This is a genomic window from Alphaproteobacteria bacterium LSUCC0396 (assembly GCA_041228345.1).
Taxonomy (GTDB): Bacteria; Pseudomonadota; Alphaproteobacteria; order Puniceispirillales; family Puniceispirillaceae; genus UBA3439.
Genome location: CP166131.1, coordinates 544,987 through 564,407, shown reverse-complemented (window position 1 = coordinate 564,407; position 19,421 = coordinate 544,987). Strand labels below are relative to the sequence as shown.

Genomic DNA, 19,421 nt, shown 5'->3' with positions numbered 1-19,421 from the left:
TTGCGGCTTACGCCGGTTTCTGTGCTGCCGATAATGGGGGCGGAACATCGGATAGCGACGTCTGGCAAAGAATGTTTTGAAGAAAGTTAAATATCATGAGTGCGAAAAAGCGGTTTTATAAAGACGTCACGATAGGGGATGCGGGTGACACAAAATCGGCTTATGGAATATCGGTACAGCTTGATGGGCGAGATCTGCGCTCACCCGCGGGCAGTCTTTTGCTGGTGCCAACCCTGCCACTGGCCGGCGCCATCGCCGATGAATGGCGCGGGCAGGGTGATGATATTGAGCCGTCGACCATGCCGCTATTTAGCCTTGCCGTCACTGTGCTTGACCGCGTAACGCCGCAGCGCGAGGCGATTATTACCGAGCTTGCCGCCTATGGTGCGAACGACCTTTTATGTTACCGTGATGATCAGGATGACCTTGCCAGCCGGCAGCATCGCCAGTGGCAGCCTTGGCTAGACCGGCTTGGCGATGAACGGGCTATTCATCTTGAAACCGTGAACGGCATTATGCCGGTTACACAGGCCGATGCGGTGAAATTCCCGCCGCTAATCGCGGTTTTTGACGATTGGCGCCTTGGCATATTACACCGTGCGACCAGCCTTTCAGGATCGCTGGTGCTGGGGCTGGGATTTGTCGAGGGTGTGATTGACCCTGTGCAGATGTTCGAGCTGGCCTTTCTTGACGAGCTTTGGCAGAACGAAAAATGGGGAACCGATTTCGAGGCGGCTGACCGGCACCGGTTTTTGCAGGCTGAACTGGCTGATGCCGCGCGGTTTCTCGGCTTGCTGACGCCGCCGGATGTGGGCGGTACGGGCGCATGAAGCGCGGCGCGGCCACGATGGCGCTTAGCGCGTCTTTAATGCACCGTCTGTCGGGTTTTGATACAGGCGATTTAGGCCCGCATGCGCGCCTGCTGTACGGCGAACTGATCGCCAGCGCGGCCAGTGGATTACCGGCAAGCAGCATTATTCTTGCCGCCACGATCATTGATGTTGTGCAGCATGAACAGGCAGGTCCGGCGGGGTATCTGGACGGGGCGGCCTTTGCCTATGCCGGCAGCACGGCCAATCTTGGCTGGTTGCGGGGGCGGCGCAATCTGTTGTTGCATCACGAAGCACCAAGCGATGGCTTGATGGGCGAGGCCGATGCGGGGCGCTGGCTGACGGCTGATGCGGAACGGGCGGTGACTGCGCTGTTGGATTTCCTGCAAGATTTGCCCTGATTGTCCTGGTTGCCCTAATTTCCCCGATCGCTGAAACCGTTGATCTTGATGCTAGGATCCGGCAGCAGGGGTTGGGAAAAACCTGTCAAATTGCGCTTTTAGAACGGCGTCAAGCTCATCCATAGTGGCGCTGATGCCAAGTCGGGCAAACGAGGTCACCCCGCCATCGCTGACGCCGCAGGGCACAATCGCGTCAAAGGCGGCAAGATCGGGGTCAAGATTAATCGAGATGCCGTGCCAGCTCACCCAGCGGCTGATGCGAATACCAATCGCGGCAATCTTGTCAAGGCCGCTGGCACTTGTGCCGCTTTTCACCCAGATACCGGGCAGGCCATCGCGCCGCTGACCGGCAACGTCAAAGGCGGCAAGGCTGGCAATAATCCAGCCCTCCAGCGCATGGACCAGCGCACGAACATCCTGACCGCGGCGGGTTAGATCCAGCATGACATAGGCCACCCGTTGGCCGGGGCCGTGCCATGTCCATTGCCCGCCGCGCCCAACCTCGATTACCGGAACGTCGCCCGGGTTTAATAGATCATGCGGCTTGGCCGAGGTGCCGCCAGTATAAACCGGCTCATGCTCAAGCAGCCATATCGCCTCGCTGGCACCATCATGGCGAATGGCGGCGGCGTGCGCCTGCATTGCGGCCACCAGCGGGGCATAGGGCTGTAAATCTGGGTAATTTTGCCATAAGGTCGGCAGGTTTTGGGGCGGCAGATTTGGGGGCGGCATGGGCATTGATCCGGTTCAAAAAAGCCGTCAACGGCGATGACGACAGCATAGCCTGCCTTTGGGCGGCTGGCTATCCCTCTGGGGATTGGGCAGAATGCTGCAAAGCCCCGCGATTTTCTTTTTACCGATTGCCGGCGAAACAGGCTTGATAATTCAGCATGAAGGTGACATATAGGGTGTGCTTCAAACGTGCGGCCGTGGCGGAATTGGTAGACGCGCAGCGTTGAGGTCGCTGTGGGCTAACCCCCGTGGAAGTTCGAGTCTTCTCGGCCGCACCATTTCTCTTCAAAAAGTGCCGGAAACCCTAGTGTTTAGCCAGTTATGTTGTTATAACAGGTGTCACAAAGGTATCACAAATGCGAGTTTGGCTCGATTTGAAGTATGTTCTGCGAAAACCGTCTGGTCGGTATTATTACAGAAGACGCATCCCTGATGACCTCAAGGGTCACCATGATGGACTGTCGTTCTTTGTTCAATCACTAAAGACACATGAGGCTGCTAAAGCAGAAGCTGCGGCAATTCGTATTACTCAGCAGTTGGACACGCTGTGGGCTTATTTCCGTAATCCTGATGACCGTTCTATTCCATTAACCTTGCGTCAAAGGGCAACAGCCTTCCTTGAGAGCCATGGATTCGAGCCAGGGCAAGCAAAGAAGTCTCTTGGCAAGATTGACCGTGAGACATCTTTTACAGCCATCGAACTTATGCTTGAGTTGTACGAGGATAAGCTAGATGAAGTTCGCTATGGCTCTAGAGAAGAGACTGAAGAGACTGCTATCATCAGAGAGGCCGCAACCCAGTTGAACTATGGAAAGGCTTGGCATTGGGAAGATGCTCTTTCTCTTCATCATCAGATGAATGGTAGTGGTAAATCCAAGAATGACCTTAACCATATAGAGCGACCGATTAGACGATTGTTGTCGGTATTAGGTGACAAGCCTTTGTCTGAGTACACCAGAACAGATGCAAACAAATTCAAAGACTGGCTTTACGATGAAACAGACCAAGCACTGAACAAGTCGCCTTTGTCTACTTCCAGCGTCAAACGCTCCATGGATTCTGTTAATTCGGTCTTTAATCTAGCGAATCAGGAGCATTCACTAAAGCTGGATAACCCCTTTGCTGGTCTTCGATATAGGAAACAAGAGCCGCAAGAGAGACCAGCGATACCAGTCGAACATATTGCTCATATTCAAGGGCTTTGTCGTGAAATAGACGATGATATGCGTTGGTTGATAGCCTTAATCAGCGACACTGGCCTCAGACTTGGAGAGGCTGCTGGATTAGAGCGAAGCCACGTTGATCTTGGCGCTGAAGTTCCTCACGTTATCGTTGAGGAGACTGACAACAGGCGTCTTAAGACAAAGACAAGCAAGAGACGCGTCCCTCTTGTTGGCGTGGCTCTATGGGCCGCTAGGAAGGCTTTAGAAGCCTCTCTTGGAAACAATACGCCGTTCCTCTTCCCAAGGTACAACAAGCAAGCCAGCACCAACAGTAACTCTGCTAGCAATGGTCTTAACAAATGGATGAAGGAGCATATTCCGCCTCAGTATGTTCTTCATGGTTTTAGACACGCTATGAGGGATAGGCTGCGAGAGGTCGATTGTCCTCAAGATGTAATGGATGAGATAGGTGGATGGTCTAAATCCAGCGTTGGTCAAACCTATGGCCAAGGGTCGTCTCTGGAGAGGCTTCATAGGTACATGGAACAGGTCGTTATCTAGCTGTATTTTTGAGAAAATTATTTGGATGGGGGTTGGTCTTTGACGAAGAAATGCGGTTTCAAGCACCTTGTCAGCCTGAATGATTAGACGTCACCAACAAAGCAACCAAACCACAACACTTGGGGTGCCATTTAACGGCGATTTGAGAGTCACTGAGCGGTGTTACAGGCTGCGACATACTCTGCTAGCAAACACCCAATAAAGAGGCTTCAGTGAGTCTTAAATCGCGACACTCTGATTGTTGGAAAAATGCGCTGTAAAACGATACTCTAGTCCAAAGCGGCCTTCGAACCTTTCGCGTAAAACGGCTGTAGCAATTTCAACGCTTTCCTTTGGAACAACAACGCTGTCGTGGATGCTAAACGCTGGCACATCGTGGTTGTCTCGCAGCTGCCCCATTGAAGTAATCATCTGCTCGCTCTCAAGAAACATTAGGCTTGGCCACCCATGTTCCTGTGGATTCCAGAGTTTGAAGGATGGAATGGCTTCAACCACCTTTTCTTGGACTTTGGTCATCGACATACCCTTTGATGTGTCAATCCCATCGTCCCTCAGACGCTTGTTCAAGTTAGGTGGCCAAGACTGATGAAACTTATCGTGCCCAAAGGTAGCGGTGACCCAAGCCTTAACGACATCCCTTGGAAGGCCATCAACTGTGTAGGGGTCATCTCGGTCTGGCAGGGGCTGGTTTATAAGGCTATGGAATATTCTCAAGAATGAAGCGTTGATGTCGATTTCTGCTACTGGCTTGCCATCAATCTTCATCTTTAGCCTTTCGGCTTTCTTTAGCAGCTGGTAGCTGTCTGCGCCAACAGCGTATAGACGTCCACCTCTATCCCAATTGAAGGCAGGGTGATTACCTTCATTAAAGCCTCTGATGTAGCCATTAAAGTTTCCACCTTCGAGACTGTGGTCTATCAAATATTCATTCAGGCTGTGTACTTGCCCGGTTAAGGCTTTTGTTTGCTCTGTCTCTTCGAACCGCATAGCTGGCCCTCGGTCCATGCGTGACTTAAAGCTGCCTTTAGCGGCTCTGAGCCTGATAGGCTTCTTAGGGAGAGAGACTGTGAAGTGGTCGTAGAAGTTATCACCGTTAATTTCATAGGAAGCAGCTAGAGACAGCAATGCTTCTGATGGCCTGAACCTCTTGGCTTTGCCTGGAATATACTTTGGTGAACTTGTGCTTGGGTCATAGAAGGGGTTTGTTACGTTTCCGCCTTTGTGTGTCTCTAGGAGGTCATTGTCTTGCATCAGGTTTATGATTTTGTTGAATGTGTCTGCTCCGATAGGTTCACCAGAGAAGGTGTTTCTAAACATAGACCGATAAACCCAAGATGAACGTTTGTTGGCTAACGTGGAGAGCAAGTCAGACACAACCAATTCAACACCAAGTTCAAATGAGGCTTGGTCTGTTGCCTTACGCTTGCGTTTTCTCTGTTCGGATTGCTGAAGGAGATGCAACACCTCAACAACAAGCTGCTTGGCCTTGTCTGAGGTTGCTTTGGTGCTAAATGCCATAAAGGCCGCATTGCTGATGTCTTCGTAATCATCTTCCATGAGTACACATCCTTATGCGTACTAGTATACTCCGGTCCGCCCCTGCCTGACTATAGGCAGTAGGTAGAAGGTGTCGTAGTTAATTATTAACAATCAAGACTGAAACTAAGGTCATAGGTTCTATAGGCCAGAGTAACCTTGGCCCAAAGTAACCTTAGTTCCCCAGTCCAAACAAAAAGGTGTAGTGGGTGTAGGGGTGAACTATAGGTTCTAAAGAACAATGGTTCTTTGGAATGAAGGTCTTGACCCTACACCTCCTACACCACCATTAAACAGACCAGACCAGAGTAACCAAAGGCCACTGGAACCTAAGTGAACCTTAGGCCAAGGCAGACTGAAGCTGAGAAGTATAGCTTTGTTTGCTGTCTTATCTTTTAGTGTTTATTTTCTCAGAAACAAAAAGAACAACAAGAACCAGAGCCTTTAGCCCCTTTTTTGAAGTTGTGAGATTACGAAGGGTACGGGGGTGTGCTGTGGTCTGTGGTCAAAAAATCAGTGCAACTCTTCACTTGATTGTAATATTAACATAACATCTTCTTAATATTTGATGGCTACACCAACGGCCGAGGGTCACTGAGGCACCAAACAAACCAAACTTTTGCAGTCTCAAACCCTCACGAAATCAAAGTTCGGCATTAGACGATAAGTTATGCCTGTCAGCGAACGTGTAGATGAAAATGTCTTCTACAGTGTTTAAAACTTCAAAATCGCTGGCGTTTACAAATGCAATACCCTCTACATAAGTCAAATCTAACTTCATCGAGCTAACCAAAAGTAACAACTCGTGAATGGACACGTTATATGTGCTTGCTATGGTGTTAAGGGGAACAGCGTTTTTCATCTTCAGCTCCATTTTTGTAACAAAACTATTTGTTAACGGTTTCTGCGCATTGGAGTAGATTAACCGAACTTTGCAGATTTATTACAAGAGCGAGCCACTTCATTAAGCAACTGATTCTAAAAGTTTACTAGAACGGTGAGGCTTGTCTCAAATATTCAGCAACCCCTCCAAAGTTGCACGAATCGTGTCATAATTGGCTGAAGCGCGTCTTATAATAATTTTAATTCTCGGTTAATTTTTTTCAATTTGGCTGACATTAAACTCTGCATCAATCAGCCTTTGGACTTGAATGACTTGGCAGTGGGTGGTTCAGATACGGCAACCTTTGGAAAATAACTTTAAATTCAGCTGCAAGACATAGTGGGTGTTCCATAAAAAATTTTCTTAATCAGTATTTCTGCCTCTAATATCAGCGCAATATCATACTGTTTATAATAGAACTTAAAGCCTGATTAGCTTATATGTTTTGTCTTCCTTGTCCTGCGACGCAGAGGGGATGCCTCAATAGCAAAAATTTAATATTTCGGTAACATAGGTGAAATAAAAAAATTGGAAAGAAGAGCCTCCCAATCGCTTCATTTTGAGAGGCTTCCTAAATGAAACACCTAATTCTCACTGCGCTTTTAAGCACCACTTTGCTATCTACTTCAGTTGTTTTTTCAGCGGTTGCTGGCAGCCACGGCTCGCAAAAAGTAATCGGCGAGACCACTGCTCTTATTCCTGAGGCTGGTCTTGCAACAAAGCCTTTGAAAGATGGTGAAAGCGCTAATACAAATTTTCCTTTTGCCAGCTTCAAAGCTATTGCAACTGTTGGCGAAGTTGACGTTGTTTCTGGTGAAACTTTGACAGGCTATCCAGATGGTCATGCAGCCATGCTCACAGATGATGAAACTGTAAGGGTGATCTATCAAAGTGAGTCATATGCAACGATGGGCCGCGCCCCACGGCCAGAAACATATCCCTGGAGAATGAAGAATGGTGTAACCTTCACAGGCTCCCACATCCATACCATCGATTATGATAGAGCAAAATTTGCAGACTTTATGAAGAATGCAAACTCCGCAAAGGGGATGGTAAAAGGCTCAGGGAAACTATTTGACACAGTATATAACGGTTTCGGCGAGATTGTCTCTGCACCATCTTTCGACCCATCCTACCTGTCTGGCAAATGGGGCAACCAAACCCGACCCGACGGAACACTTGTTCAGTTTAAGCCGAATTTCCGCCTGAGCGAAGCTGATTATTTTTTCCAGAGTTTCTGCGGAGCGTGGTACGAGCAAGCGAATAAATATGGTCAAGGTATTGGTTTTCGAGACGATGTCTGGCTGACCGCTGAGGAGTGGGAAATTGGGCAGATGTTCCCTGCTGGGAAACATGACTCGGCATCAACGCTGGGTCTGGCGAGTGTTGTCGTGGATATTGCCAATCGGACCGCATATACGGTTCCCGCTCTCGGTCAAACTGGTTATGAAAAGCTAATGCCAATCAACTCAGGCCATAAGGATTACGTGGTTATCGTGGCAGCTGGCTACAATCATGGCCAAGAACCAGCGCCGAATCGTATTTATGTTGGCATTAAAGACCGCCGAGCAGATGGCAGCAAAATTAACTATGCAACAGCAAATGAACGTGACGCATTCCTTGCGAGAAATGGCCTGTTATATGGCAAAATCTATGGATTAGCACTTGCTCGTGAGACATTCGCCAAACTGGGTATTGAGGCAAAACTCGATGCAAAAATGGTTGATGACTATATGAAAAACAAGGATGCTCCGAATAGTTTCAATGGTCGTTTTTATCCAACATCTTATCAATGGCAGGGCTTTGATAAACCACTCGCCGTGCAAGACACAGAGATGATGTTATGGGAACAAAAAGAGGAACAGCCAAAAGGTTATGCCTTCTTTAATGGAGACACAAAAACAGAACACCCTGCTGCTGACCCTTCAGGGGCTGCGCGTTATTTCCAAAACATGACTGACGAAGGCGGCTTGCTTGCTTTTGACCTTGGCAACCTTGCTGAGGCTCTTAATCTAGCTAAGGGTGAGCTTCCTGCATTTCTCGATGTTTCAGTCAAACGGGCTGTTGCAGCTGTGGATGGCGCTTTAACTCTAAAGGTTGGTGGCGAAGGTAAGGTGAAAGGTGGTGATGCGTCTATCCATATGGAAAAAGGTGTCGCTAAGATGGTTGATCCTGATGGACTTTATTGGGCTAAAACAGCAGACGGTGACTATTTGATTGTAGACGAAGACTCAGGAAATGACTTCGGCGAACGCAAATATGTGCTGACAATCGACGATGACATGAACGTCACTGATGCCCATCTTCTAGCAATTTCCGGCGGTAAATACAGCTCACGTTATGAAGCGGGTGTATCTGCACTGGGTGGCGCTTTCACTAAGCCAGGAACAACCGAATTTTCAGGTTCATGGCCTGTAACTGCACTAATTGCAAAGAAAACTGATGGCTCTTTCTACTCCATGGAAGAATTGAAAGGAACGGCTCGTCAGGACATTCGCAGCAAAATCAGCACCGCAGAGCAAACCTACATTGGAGTGGTTCAGGCTCGTCCAGAATCGAGTGGAGCTGTGGAAGCGCACGGCGGTGATGCAGGTGGGCAAATATTTATGTTCACCATGAATCCTAAAAAATGACATTACAATAACAACTCGGAGAGGCGTGATAATGCGCCTCTCTTTTTTGCCCTTGCATCAACTGCTGTGTGATTTTAACAACAAGAACAACACCTCTGACTTTTAGCCCCCTTTTTTGAAGCCGTGAGATTTCGATGGGTATGGGGGTTGGTTTTAGAAGTAGGATTCCTAAAATCCCTAGCCTTAAAAAGGTGTCACAATCGGTATCACAAGCCTCTTGCCAAGATTTACAACTGTCTATATGATTCAATTAGTTAGACACTAATGATTCCGCACCACATTGCGTCTCGGCCGCACCATCTTCTCATCTAAACACCTGATATGTCTGCACATTATGTGCAACAGATTAGGCGTGTGAAATAGAATGAGAAAGAAATTTGCTCCCGAACACGTGATGAATCGTGATGGTGTTTACTATTATGTTCGTCACATACCTTATGACCTAATTGCCTACTATAATGTGAGTAGGCTCTGCTTCAGCCTTAAAACCAAATCAGCCTCTGTAGCTGTTCGTGCAAGCAAATCAATAAACCAACGCCTTGAGGATTATTGGCTTGGTTTGCGACTGCAAAATATGGATATACCTGCTATTCAAGTGGTCAAATCAAGTGATTCTGCTGTTAATGATGGTTTACTTCTGTCTGAAGCCTGTGAGTTATACCTGCGGCTGAAAGGCGTGGGTAAAGACAAGGTGTTCATAAGAACCGCCAATCGTAACACTAGCTATGTGACCAAACTCTTGGGCGATAGACCCATATCCTCTTACTCCTCCAATGAAGCTGCTCAGTTTCGTGATTGGTGTATTGATAAAGGTATGGGTATTAAGACAGTCAAGCGTGTCTTTTCATCAATAAGAGCCATAGTGAACCTAGCGATAGCAGAGGAGGGGCTGGATTGTTCCAATGCCTTTGCCAAGACTTACTTTCCTGATGATGATGATGCTCAATCAAGACAGCCAATATCCATTCAAGACATCAAGAGGGTGCAATCTCTGTGCAAAGACATAGACGATGAGATGCGGTGGCTCATTGCTCTTATCAGTGACACTGGCATGAGATTAGGAGAAGCAGCTGGGTTACTGAAAGAAGACATAAAACTAGATGACTGTATACCTCACATAGACCTTAAACCTCATCCGTGGAGGAGTTTAAAGACCAAAGGCAGTCACAGATGTATTCCGCTTGTTGGGGCTACTCTGTGGGCGTCTAAGAGGCTTCTAGAGGCCAACAATGATAGTATCTTTGCTTTTCCTAGATACTGCGATGCAGCAAGCTGTAAAGCCAACTCAGCTAGTGGTGGTCTTAATAAATGGCTGCATCAATACGTGCCAGACAACTGTGTCATTCATAGCTTTAGACATAGTCTTCGTGACCGTTTAAGAGCCGTGGAATGTCCATCGGATATTGTTGATGCAATAGGAGGCTGGAAGACCTCTGGCGTAGGTCATGGATATGGGAATGGGTATCCATTAGAGGTCTTAGAGAAGTGGATGAGGAGACTCTAATCTGTATCAGAATGGAAAGCGTGAACCTTGCTGTTCAGGAACCAGCAGTTTCAATTCTTTGCCTTCGGCAACTGGAACACAAGTGAACTTGGGTGGAGACAGGCCTATTTCTTGGAGGTCTTTACCGCTGTTCTGAGCAGCAGCGTAGCAGCTGCCAGCATCTTCATAGCGAAGACCGCTGTCCAATACATTTCCACCAAGAACCCAAAGAAGTAAAAATTCCATGTTGATACTCAATTTACTGTAAGTACGATGGAGCATCAGATTTCGTGAGTGTCTATTTCACACGCCTAATCTGTTGCACATAATGTGCCGACATATCAGGTGTTTAGATGAGAAGATGGTGCGGCCGAGAAAATCTATTATGCCTTACGTATGCACCATCACTGACCTGAACATCAGCAATACTCACATATTATGTGTCACTGACTCACTGTCAACAGGCACGTAATCTTTCACAGTTTCTTTCACAGTGAATAGAAATCTTCGGGTAATGGAATAAGCCTACATATCCTTATCGTTATCAGTACAGGGTAAGTGAGATATGTAGGTGATAGATACATATCCTTGTTAAGGACACCTGACTGTTAGCTTACAGTGCCTTAACAATCCCAATGTCAATAACACCTAACCACCTATGGGGCGGCGGGCGCCACCCCCCTGCCACACATATATATAAATGGACAATTACACAGATCAGTCTTTAAAAGTGTTAACCACTATCAGTTGCCATTTAAGTGCAATTCAATGAGTCACTAAAATGCCCATAAACGTGTTTAGGCAAAGCCGGTGCCTAATACGTGATGCATTATTGGTGATCTTTTTAAATGGGTATGTGACAGGAATGACAGAAATGACAAAGGAAATGGAAAGTCGTCCATGAGAAGAATTGGCAGAGGTTTATAGATCAGTTGTCATTCTTGTCATTTGTGTCATTGGGAGGCGGGGGTTAACTCAATCAGATAAAGGCACTCGTGATTTACGACTATAAATAGTGAAGGCAGCTACGGCTAAAAGTGTAATTACTCCGCCGATAATTTCATAAATAGTGATTGGTTCACCTAAAAACACCCACGGCCAAATTGGACCCAAAACACTTTCAATCAACACAAGTAGACTTACCTCTGCAGCAGGGATATATCCTGTTCCAGTTGTTACCAAAGCGATTCCAAGACCAATAGTGAAGGCACCCATAAATAAAATAATTGAAATATCTGATTGGCTGACTTTAAGGCTGCCATCAAAAACAACTGCGGTTATGGCTCCAAGTAAAACGCTAAATACGCCAGCCATGAACGTTCCGCCTAAAACATCCGTTTTTTGACTGCGCCTTGCTACAACTAGCATTATGGCAAAGCATAATGCAGAGACAAATGCACTGATATTTCCCAGTGAATAACCAAGATTAGCCCCATCATAAACCATTAAGCCCACGCCAAAAGTTGCAACGATCATGGTTGGCCATGTAACAGGGTGGGGAGTTTCACCAATCCACTTCCAAGCAATTACTGCAGCAAGAAACGGTGCAATAGTGATGATTAATAGGGTTGATGCAACTGAACTCCAGAGCATAGAGAAAATGTACGTGGTGAAGGCTACTGAAAGCCAGCCTCCCATCAGCAGGTCATGCTTATCAATTGATTTGATGAAAAATGAAGGAGTGGTTCTGCGCCGAATACAGACGACCAGCAAAACCATTAATGTGAGGCTAATTGACCGATAGAAAAGAATTTGGAACCCCGTAGCCTCATCGAGCAGCCTCATCAGGACCCCAACAAAACTCATCATTGAAGCCCCAAAAAGGACTAATATTGTAGCAATAGGCTTTGTCATTTTTGCTCTGAATTTATGAGGAAAATAGGATTATTTCATTTTGAAAAAAACACTAATCGAAAGCTGTATGAGAAAGCGAGGCAATTTCTTGCCACGCCTATTTTAATTTTGAATAACAATTTCTCTGCGCCAAATGTAAAGGCCAGATGAAATCGTTAAAGCGCTACCAATTAGCATGATCAAATTTACCTGCTCGCCAAGAATTAAAATGCCAGCCGCCACAGAAAACAGAAGTCGAGTGTAACGAAAAGGGATTACAACAGACACATCTCCCAACCTGACAGCCTTAGTTGTAAAGAAAAAACCCAAAGAACCGCAGGCGATCATTGCTACAAGTATGGCTATCATCTTTATATCAGGTATGCTGGCTCCACCTGAGATTATGAGTAAAACGCCGCCACTTATTATAAATAGTACAGACGTATACGAGGACAGAAGCAGAGTTGAAAAATTTTCATGAACCAGCTTGGTCGTTATATCTCGTAACGTCATACCTGCTGCAGCAATCAATACAAGGGTTGTCGCGATATCAAAGGTAGCAGCACCCGGCTGGATGATAAGCAGAGTTCCTAAAAAACCAATAAGAATGGCCAACCATCTCCGTGGGCCAACTCGCTCGCCAAGAAACAAAGCTGCGGCTGCGGTAACCATCAATGGTACAGTTTGAATCACTGCCCCAATAGTGGATATGGGAACAAATACTAATGCCAAGCACATACCATTTATGGCAATAAGGTCACCAATATTTCTCAACACTACTGCAAGATTAGTGAATGGCGATAGCCGAACAGACTCACCCTCAATACGCATAACCCCCAAAAATACTGTTATTGAGCCGGCACCAAATATAATCATTACCTGTCCGAGCGGTAATGTTTGGCTGGCGATTTTGATCAGCAAATCACCTAAGGTTAAACAACCCATCCCAATAACCATTAGGATTATACTTTTCAGATTTGCACTCATAATTTCCTCACAAACTAATCAAAGCGCCTTTTGCGAGGCTAATGGTTGAGTTCACTTACCTGCGCGGTTAGAACCAATAGGATAGGACAACAAAGGAGCGAGGCGAGAAATTACCAGTCCTAATCGGGGATTTTTTTCATTTTAGGCTCTTTGTGACTGGCACAAGTAATGGTCCGTGTGTCAGCTTTTACCCAGTCACCAGCTTGCCACAAATAGTCATATTCAAAGACGCGGTCCAGAGTGAGGCTTAGCAAACGCGAAGTTTTTGCAATGGGCTTTCGATCCATCACGATAAAGAACTTTTCAACACACCATATATCATCACCATCTACTGAAAGTTCAGCCACCATCTGAGCATCGGGGTTTGATTGACAATAAGGACGTTCGGTTGAGGCAATAATATTATCATTAATATTCATGATGTTGACATTAACACCAAATAAAGATTTCTCTATGATGTAGCGGTAATTGCCACAGGAAATATCACGCCTTGCAGAGTCTGCCGCACTGGCAGGATAAATTCCGGCAATAGTAGTCATGATCAGGTGAATAAGAAGACCAGCACGTACCAATCGTCAGGCCCTAAAAAATACAATAATCATTTTGCTTCCAATTAACTACTCAGATATTACCTGACAAACCTAGACTGATTAATCTAGCCACAATCCAAAGCACGCCTTCATTAAAAATGACACAAATGACAAGAATGACAACTGATAGTGGTTAACACTTTTAAAGACTGATCTGTGTAATTGTCCATTTATATATACGTGCGGCTGGGGGGTGGCGCCCGCCGCCCCATAGGTGGTTAGGTGTTATTGACATTGGGATTGTTAAGGCACTGTAAGCTAACAGTCAGGTGTCCTTAACAAGGATATGTATCTATCACCTACATATCTCACTTACCCTGTACTGATAACGATAAGGATATGTAGGCTTATTCCATTACCCGAAGATTTCTATTCACTGTGAAAGAAACTGTGAAAGATTACGTGCCTGTTGACAGTGAGTCAGTGACACATAATATGTGAGTATTGCTGATGTTCAGGTCAGTGATGGTGCATACGTAAGGCATAATAGATTTTCTCGGCCGCACCATTTCCTAGTTTCAAGAACCGCGGATCGGTGGCCTAGTAACTGTATCTAAACAGTTAATGTTTTAGAGCAGGGTGGTACACGTTATGGTGTGGACAAGGTCTCCGGTATACTTTTATCAAAGAAATGACATTTATTACTTCTCTCGCGCAGTTCCTACGGACCTGCAGGCACGCTTCAATAAGCGCCGTGTTGAAGTATCACTCAAGACAAAATCAGCAGATAAGGCTCGCAGCTTATCGATGACACTGTCTGATAGGCTAGAACGTTATTGGGATAGCTTGAGGCTTGAGCAGATTCATTCGCGTGAACTCGGGTTATCTCTAATAAATGCTGATTTGCGACCGAATGATAAGAAAACTTCACTAAGTTTGGATGATGCGCTTCGCTGCTATCAAAGCCTAAAGGGAACAGGGAAGGCTAGCTTGTTTTTCCAAAGCTCTTCCCGGAACATTGGGTACTTGAAGGATTGTCTCGAAAATAAGAGCCTCACAATGATTGAGACTGGTGATGCATAAAATGTCCATAATTTCTCGGCTGCCATCAGCCAAATTTTCTCTGATACCACTGCCATTTTGTTTGGCGGCAGTATCAGAGTTTGTTAGGTTAAATTTTAGAGTCTTTGTTTAGTCAGCATTTAGCACAGTAAAGTAACCAGCAAAGGGTGCGCTTGCAAATTCTTCAGGGGCGCCGGCAGTGTTGTTTCCATCAACAAACTGAGCTCCATAGTTAGTAAGAATAAAGTTAAAGTTTACCGCATATGTTTGACTCGTAACGGTGAAGGGCGCCGCTAGATTCATAACCGCGACTAATCTATCACTTTTGTTGCAGATGACCGGGTCGCCGCTCTTGTCAGTATCAGTACTTCTTGTAAAAGCAGTATTGGTGATGAAGCCGTCCATAGTTCCACCAACAACTGCAGCGCCCACATAACCCGATGAGCAATCGTCATCACCAAAGTTTTTCAGTGAGTCTGTTTTCGCAACTGCTGGCGCAGTAGTGCCAACGGTCCCATTGCTACGGCTGTAGTAGGTGGTTGCTACTCCACCAGTCGGTGTGTTTGTAAATGAACCAGCTACTGTAAAATCTGTTCCTAACTTAATATACGGAAACCCATAAGTTCCCTCAGGTGGCGCTGATGCAGTTCCGGGAAGAGACGTATTGGTTCCGATTGCAGCCGCAAGGTCGACGGCAGCAGGGGCTGCATCGGTATAAATCACAACACAAGTTGAAGCGTCAAATGTTGCGCTTGTTTTTGCCGCACCATATGGGTGTGCGGTGCATAACCCAATTTCATATATCTTTGTCGAAAACGTTGATGGCGTGACGCGGCACTCTCCATCTTCTGCCACCATGTCACCGGTTGCGGGACAGGCGGAGAAAGCCATGGCGTTCTCGTTTACTATTGTCTGAGCATTGGCTGATAATGATAACGTTGAAAAAACAAACAATGCTGAAAACAAAATTTTCAAATAATGTGACATAGTATTAAACTCCACCAACCGCAGCAACGAACTTAGTTTGGATTACAATTGCGTTATTACGCCGAACCTTATCGAGCATTTTGTCTTTCATCGACGCGCTTTCAAACATCTCACTTGAGAATAATGGCTGGCTAGACTGCGCAGGCGCACTCCCCATTGGAATGGTGTAGGTTAATTGGCCAAAATTTTCATCTTTTTGAAGTCCATCATAATCTCTGCGGCCAAGCTCAACTTGAACACCATTTATCAACTGGGAGAAAGCTAAACTGTAGGTATTACCCTTGGTGTCACCAGCGCCGTCTTCGCCCTTCCATTTCCAATTTTTCACATAAAGCTTTGCAGCCGGCATGTAGGGGATTTGTGCGCCAAGCTCGATATCATGTCCGTCCAGCGCTCGTTCTTGATTGCCGCTTTTGCCTTTTTTCCATTTGGTTAGGGCTTTATAGTTATTTGCGGTTAATTCAAACGCCGAGGATTTTAACTCTGCCCCAATGCTGACCCGCTGATGTCCATATTTTGGGTCATAGTCCAAAAAGGCATTGACGCCAGTAATGACGCTCTCATCATCACTAAGATAACGGCGCCCCAAACCCAAATTCAAAACAGCTCTTGAATTAGCGTTAGTTAACGATGACTGCATGAATGTTTGCGCATGGCTATTATCGCTTGGTTCAAAGCCCTTGACATTGGTAATCGCATAACGTGTCTTTTTACTTTTAATGCCGGTTATGCTGATGTCAGTTTTGGAATAGGCCATAGAATTGTCGATGGCAGCCGCAGTTGACATAGCGGCTTTATCAACGCTTTTCTTGACGATATTATCGACCAAAGCCTGTTCTGGGTTGGCACTAGTGGCCGCATCAGATGCCATCTTGGCAGCGGCTTCTTGACGTTGACCCGCGCCATCCTCCGGCCCGAAAATAAAGTCGACCGTGTTGTTCCAACCGCTGCCGATTGAAGAACAGCCAGTCAGTGACAGCAAAAGAACACTGCCAGCAAGTTGGGACTTTTTCATAATTTACGACTCCAGCATGTAAATAGCTATTTTTTTGCCAAACTAACCATCAGCAAATTAGCCAGTCGTTCAATACTACGGATATGGTAGCTCGCACCAAAAACTAGTTAGATTGTTTGCACAGCTTGAAAAAACACGTCTAGATAAATGCGCACGAATGCAAGAGAGCGAAGAATGATCAATATTGCCGTTTTAGAAGATGATTTATATTTACAGCGGCGATTTGCGCGTGTCCTAAAAGATTGGGATCACGTTCAGCAGGTTTTTACATGTTCAGACAATGCCGAGTTTTTAGCCTGTTTGGAAAACCATCATATTGATATTCTTCTTGCTGATCTTGATTTGCCAGATGGGCGAGGAAACCAAAGCATCAAGGGGTTTTCAACCGCAGTCGATACAGCGATCTCAATTGTTATTTCATCATCAATGGATAGTGCGGTTATTCTGCAAGCGATTACTGATGGCGCTGTTGGCTATATTCACAAGGGCGATGAATCGTCTGAAATCATTACAGTTATCAAAACAGCAATGGCTGGAGATTCACCTATCTCGCCATCGATTGCAAATAAGATTGTCGCCACCCTTCAGAATAATGGTAACGACGCGCAGCTTGCTAGCCTTTTCCGGAATAAGGCGGGCCGCACGCCCGAAGGTCAAGCCGAGCCAAAACAAAAAGCCAAAATTTTATCATCGCGCGAATTAGAGGTTCTGAATCTCATTTCACGTGGGCTTTCCTATTCTGAAGTGGCCACAACATTATCTCTTGCACCAACGACAGTGCCAGTTCATATCCGTAATATTTATCGAAAGCTGCAATCGAATAATCGCTCAGAGGCTGTTTTTGAAGCACGGAACTTGGGATTACTGAACTAGTGTGGGGAAAATCCAAAAGCCAAATTCTAGTTGTTATGCTCACAATTTTGGGCCCCCTGATGTGTTTTTGGGCGCCAAAGGCGTTTTTGAACGTGTCTGAATATGACTTCGTTATTGAAGAATTTAACGCCGCGCCCACTTTGGCGCACAGCATTGGCCTGCCTGTTTCTGAGGTCGTGCATGGCACTGATACCCCGGTTCGCCTTCAGGGAAATCTGAGCATTGATCGATACGATCCCATCACCACGGATACCATTTACATTCCTTTTTACGAAGGGCGTCTGAAATTTTTCGCCAATGGCACTCAATTCTTTGACAGTGACACTCAGAAATATTGGCATAGCGGTCTTCGCATTCCTGATGCTCTTATTCAATTACCCAAAACAGACGGAAAGCACCGGCCTGACATAAGCTTTTCAATCGAAAACAAGGGAATTGGTTCGGTCACTATGTCCAAAATATATTTTGGACAGGAAACCTCACTCGCCGTCTCTGCACAGCGTAACACGGTTTATTACGAAAATATGCGTGCTGCATTGTGGGGCACTGAAATCTTCATCGTTATCGTTCTGATCACCCTTGTTGCGTTTGGCTTGGTATATGCTGACGCTGTTGCACCGATCTTTATTATGACGGCACTTATCATTGGTGGGATTGGGATTTTCGGAAATGCGTTTCCATCCCTCATTGATGCTTTTCCCTATTTAGTCACATTCATGTCATTAGCTGCTTTTGGGCTGATTCAATTTGGCAACAACATATTTGACCCGTCCAAACCACCAATCAATAAATCGCATCTTGGCGCGGCAATCGTCGTATTTGTTGCATTACTGTTGTTCGGATCGCAATCAGTAACCCTGATGAAACTTGCCAATTTATATTTGACGCTTCCTATCCTGCTGCTGGTTGTTCTTTATGTTTTGGCAAAAAGTTTTCATCGCTTTTTTTGGCTTGGGAATAATAATTCAGGTATTTATTTTGCCGCGATGATGGCCATCCTGGTGACATTGGGACATGACGCTGCATATCGGTTTGGGCTGATATCTGACGGCATTATCTTGGTGCATGCGGGTACGGTTGCCGTCATTCTTTGCGTTGGCACGTTATATATCAGCGGGGTTGCGCACTCACGAAGCCAACTTGCCGCCAATAATTTGATTTTGGAAAAAGAACGGTCGCAATCGCAAGCCATGCTAAAAGTCCATTCAGAACTGCATGATGGTGTTTTGAATTACCTATCGATCGTAAATATTTTATCGCAGGAAAAGCAGAAAACTGCGCTTGCAGACATTCAAAAGCTTAGCCGCTTTGCCATTAATGAAATTCGAGTCATTCTTGGTCAGCGCGAGGCATCTGACGAAGATTTATTTTCTGCACTTGGCACATTGCGACAGCAAATCGTCGATCATATTCCACAAGAGAAGATCCAGGTTGATTGGTCAATTCTTGCCTTGATGGGTTATCCAAAAAGCAGTTCGGTCATTATTCTTGAAATTACGCGCATCTTCCAAGAGGCACTTCATAACGCGATTGTGCGAGCAGATTGTAAAACCTTGGTTGTTTCAGCCAGCAAAACCGCCGAAAACCAGTTCAACATTACCATTGAAAATACTGGCGGCAAAAGCTTTGAAGGCAACCGCGAAGGTGGGTTTGGTATCAATAACATGATGATGCGCGCCAGAAAAATAAACGCAAAAATTGACCTTACGCCGATTTCTGGTGGGGCAATTATGACCATTCATTTGCCCTAAAAACTGGTCATTCGCTGTTAGTCAATCATTCAGAAAGGAGAAAAAGGCGCGGTTTTCTTTTACGTTTGGTTGCAGGTCTTTGAGGTTGAAATCCTGTGACTATAATTTTGTAAAGCTGTGCCGTTAAACGTAACTATGAAAGTCCTGTTCTCTATTACCCT

General features: G+C 45.8%; 17 protein-coding genes and 1 tRNA gene. 9 read left to right on the top strand and 9 right to left on the bottom strand.

What is annotated here, in order from left to right:
- The first annotated feature begins 95 nt into the window (after positions 1-95).
- Together AB8881_02825 and AB8881_02820 are read left to right on the top strand one after the other, a co-directional pair.
- Positions 96-830, top strand: a complete 735-nt coding sequence (locus tag AB8881_02825; GenBank protein XDZ63832.1) for an ATP12 family chaperone protein — start codon at positions 96-98, stop codon at positions 828-830.
- On the top strand, positions 827-1,231 hold the full coding sequence (locus AB8881_02820) for a hypothetical protein (GenBank protein XDZ63831.1): 405 nt from the start codon (positions 827-829) through the stop codon (positions 1,229-1,231). The genes AB8881_02825 and AB8881_02820 overlap by 4 nt, the downstream gene beginning before the upstream one ends.
- 51 nt (positions 1,232-1,282) lie before the next feature.
- On the opposite strand, the gene lipB is transcribed toward AB8881_02820, so the two are convergent.
- Positions 1,283-1,963 carry a lipoyl(octanoyl) transferase LipB gene (lipB, locus tag AB8881_02815; protein ID XDZ63830.1) on the bottom strand — a complete coding sequence of 227 codons (681 nt, stop codon included), beginning with the start codon at positions 1,961-1,963 and terminating at the stop codon, positions 1,283-1,285.
- Positions 1,964-2,154: 191 nt separating this feature from the next.
- Here lipB and AB8881_02810 point away from each other — a divergent pair.
- Together AB8881_02810 and AB8881_02805 are read left to right on the top strand one after the other, a co-directional pair.
- Positions 2,155-2,241: transfer RNA gene (locus AB8881_02810), tRNA-Leu, on the top strand.
- 78 nt (positions 2,242-2,319) lie between these two features.
- Positions 2,320-3,687, top strand: a complete 1,368-nt coding sequence (locus tag AB8881_02805) for a tyrosine-type recombinase/integrase (GenBank protein XDZ63829.1) — start codon at positions 2,320-2,322, stop codon at positions 3,685-3,687.
- Between the two features lie 219 nt (positions 3,688-3,906).
- Here AB8881_02805 and AB8881_02800 read toward each other — a convergent pair whose 3' ends face one another.
- Positions 3,907-5,244, bottom strand: coding sequence for a hypothetical protein (locus AB8881_02800; protein XDZ63828.1), 1,338 nt, complete (start codon positions 5,242-5,244; stop codon positions 3,907-3,909).
- Positions 5,245-5,866: 622 nt separating this feature from the next.
- Positions 5,867-6,085 carry a hypothetical protein gene (locus tag AB8881_02795; protein XDZ63827.1) on the bottom strand — a complete coding sequence of 73 codons (219 nt, stop codon included), beginning with the start codon at positions 6,083-6,085 and terminating at the stop codon, positions 5,867-5,869.
- 596 nt (positions 6,086-6,681) lie between these two features.
- Between AB8881_02795 and AB8881_02790 the strand changes: the two genes are divergently transcribed.
- Positions 6,682-8,739, top strand: coding sequence for a calcium-binding protein (locus tag AB8881_02790; protein ID XDZ63826.1), 2,058 nt, complete (start codon positions 6,682-6,684; stop codon positions 8,737-8,739).
- A gap of 364 nt (positions 8,740-9,103) precedes the next feature.
- The gene (locus tag AB8881_02785; GenBank protein XDZ63825.1) at positions 9,104-10,243 is read left to right on the top strand and encodes a DUF6538 domain-containing protein; all 1,140 of its coding nucleotides are present in this window, start codon (positions 9,104-9,106) and stop codon (positions 10,241-10,243) included.
- A gap of 6 nt (positions 10,244-10,249) precedes the next feature.
- On the opposite strand, the gene AB8881_02780 is transcribed toward AB8881_02785, so the two are convergent.
- The 4 genes from AB8881_02780 to AB8881_02765 form a co-directional block, all read right to left on the bottom strand.
- Positions 10,250-10,468: a hypothetical protein gene (locus tag AB8881_02780; protein XDZ63824.1), complete on the bottom strand. Its 219-nt coding sequence runs from the start codon at positions 10,466-10,468 to the stop codon at positions 10,250-10,252.
- Between the two features lie 729 nt (positions 10,469-11,197).
- Positions 11,198-12,076 (bottom strand): DMT family transporter, encoded by an 879-nt coding sequence (locus AB8881_02775; GenBank protein XDZ63823.1) that lies wholly within the window; start codon positions 12,074-12,076, stop codon positions 11,198-11,200.
- Between the two features lie 102 nt (positions 12,077-12,178).
- Positions 12,179-13,042, bottom strand: coding sequence for a DMT family transporter (locus AB8881_02770; GenBank protein XDZ63822.1), 864 nt, complete (start codon positions 13,040-13,042; stop codon positions 12,179-12,181).
- Between the two features lie 119 nt (positions 13,043-13,161).
- Positions 13,162-13,614 carry a hypothetical protein gene (locus tag AB8881_02765; protein ID XDZ63821.1) on the bottom strand — a complete coding sequence of 151 codons (453 nt, stop codon included), beginning with the start codon at positions 13,612-13,614 and terminating at the stop codon, positions 13,162-13,164.
- Between the two features lie 609 nt (positions 13,615-14,223).
- On the opposite strand from AB8881_02765, the gene AB8881_02760 reads away from it, so the two are divergent.
- Positions 14,224-14,655, top strand: coding sequence for a DUF6538 domain-containing protein (locus AB8881_02760; protein XDZ63820.1), 432 nt, complete (start codon positions 14,224-14,226; stop codon positions 14,653-14,655).
- 108 nt (positions 14,656-14,763) lie between these two features.
- On the opposite strand, the gene AB8881_02755 is transcribed toward AB8881_02760, so the two are convergent.
- Positions 14,764-15,621, bottom strand: coding sequence for a hypothetical protein (locus tag AB8881_02755; GenBank protein XDZ63819.1), 858 nt, complete (start codon positions 15,619-15,621; stop codon positions 14,764-14,766).
- A gap of 4 nt (positions 15,622-15,625) precedes the next feature.
- Positions 15,626-16,492 carry an inverse autotransporter beta domain-containing protein gene (locus tag AB8881_02750; protein ID XDZ64499.1) on the bottom strand — a complete coding sequence of 289 codons (867 nt, stop codon included), beginning with the start codon at positions 16,490-16,492 and terminating at the stop codon, positions 15,626-15,628.
- A gap of 318 nt (positions 16,493-16,810) precedes the next feature.
- Here AB8881_02750 and AB8881_02745 point away from each other — a divergent pair, with 318 nt between their 5' ends.
- Complete coding sequence (locus AB8881_02745; GenBank protein ID XDZ63818.1) at positions 16,811-17,509, top strand: LuxR C-terminal-related transcriptional regulator; 699 nt, start codon at positions 16,811-16,813, stop codon at positions 17,507-17,509.
- Between the two features lie 92 nt (positions 17,510-17,601).
- A complete protein-coding gene (locus AB8881_02740; protein ID XDZ63817.1) occupies positions 17,602-19,260 on the top strand; it encodes a sensor histidine kinase in 1,659 nt (552 codons plus the stop codon).
- Positions 19,261-19,421: the final 161 nt, after the last annotated feature.

Coding starts and splice junctions, on each gene's coding strand:
- AB8881_02785 (XDZ63825.1), top strand. CDS start 9,104: ATGAGAAAGAAATTTGCTCCCGAACACGTGATGAATCGTGATGGTGTT.
- AB8881_02755 (XDZ63819.1), bottom strand. CDS start 15,621: ATGTCACATTATTTGAAAATTTTGTTTTCAGCATTGTTTGTTTTTTCA.
- AB8881_02800 (XDZ63828.1), bottom strand. CDS start 5,244: ATGGAAGATGATTACGAAGACATCAGCAATGCGGCCTTTATGGCATTT.
- AB8881_02745 (XDZ63818.1), top strand. CDS start 16,811: ATGATCAATATTGCCGTTTTAGAAGATGATTTATATTTACAGCGGCGA.
- AB8881_02775 (XDZ63823.1), bottom strand. CDS start 12,076: ATGACAAAGCCTATTGCTACAATATTAGTCCTTTTTGGGGCTTCAATG.
- AB8881_02760 (XDZ63820.1), top strand. CDS start 14,224: ATGGTGTGGACAAGGTCTCCGGTATACTTTTATCAAAGAAATGACATT.
- lipB (XDZ63830.1), bottom strand. CDS start 1,963: ATGCCGCCCCCAAATCTGCCGCCCCAAAACCTGCCGACCTTATGGCAA.
- AB8881_02790 (XDZ63826.1), top strand. CDS start 6,682: ATGAAACACCTAATTCTCACTGCGCTTTTAAGCACCACTTTGCTATCT.
- AB8881_02750 (XDZ64499.1), bottom strand. CDS start 16,492: ATGGCATCTGATGCGGCCACTAGTGCCAACCCAGAACAGGCTTTGGTC.
- AB8881_02805 (XDZ63829.1), top strand. CDS start 2,320: ATGCGAGTTTGGCTCGATTTGAAGTATGTTCTGCGAAAACCGTCTGGT.
- AB8881_02770 (XDZ63822.1), bottom strand. CDS start 13,042: ATGAGTGCAAATCTGAAAAGTATAATCCTAATGGTTATTGGGATGGGT.
- AB8881_02780 (XDZ63824.1), bottom strand. CDS start 10,468: ATGGAATTTTTACTTCTTTGGGTTCTTGGTGGAAATGTATTGGACAGC.
- AB8881_02820 (XDZ63831.1), top strand. CDS start 827: ATGAAGCGCGGCGCGGCCACGATGGCGCTTAGCGCGTCTTTAATGCAC.
- AB8881_02795 (XDZ63827.1), bottom strand. CDS start 6,085: ATGAAAAACGCTGTTCCCCTTAACACCATAGCAAGCACATATAACGTG.
- AB8881_02825 (XDZ63832.1), top strand. CDS start 96: ATGAGTGCGAAAAAGCGGTTTTATAAAGACGTCACGATAGGGGATGCG.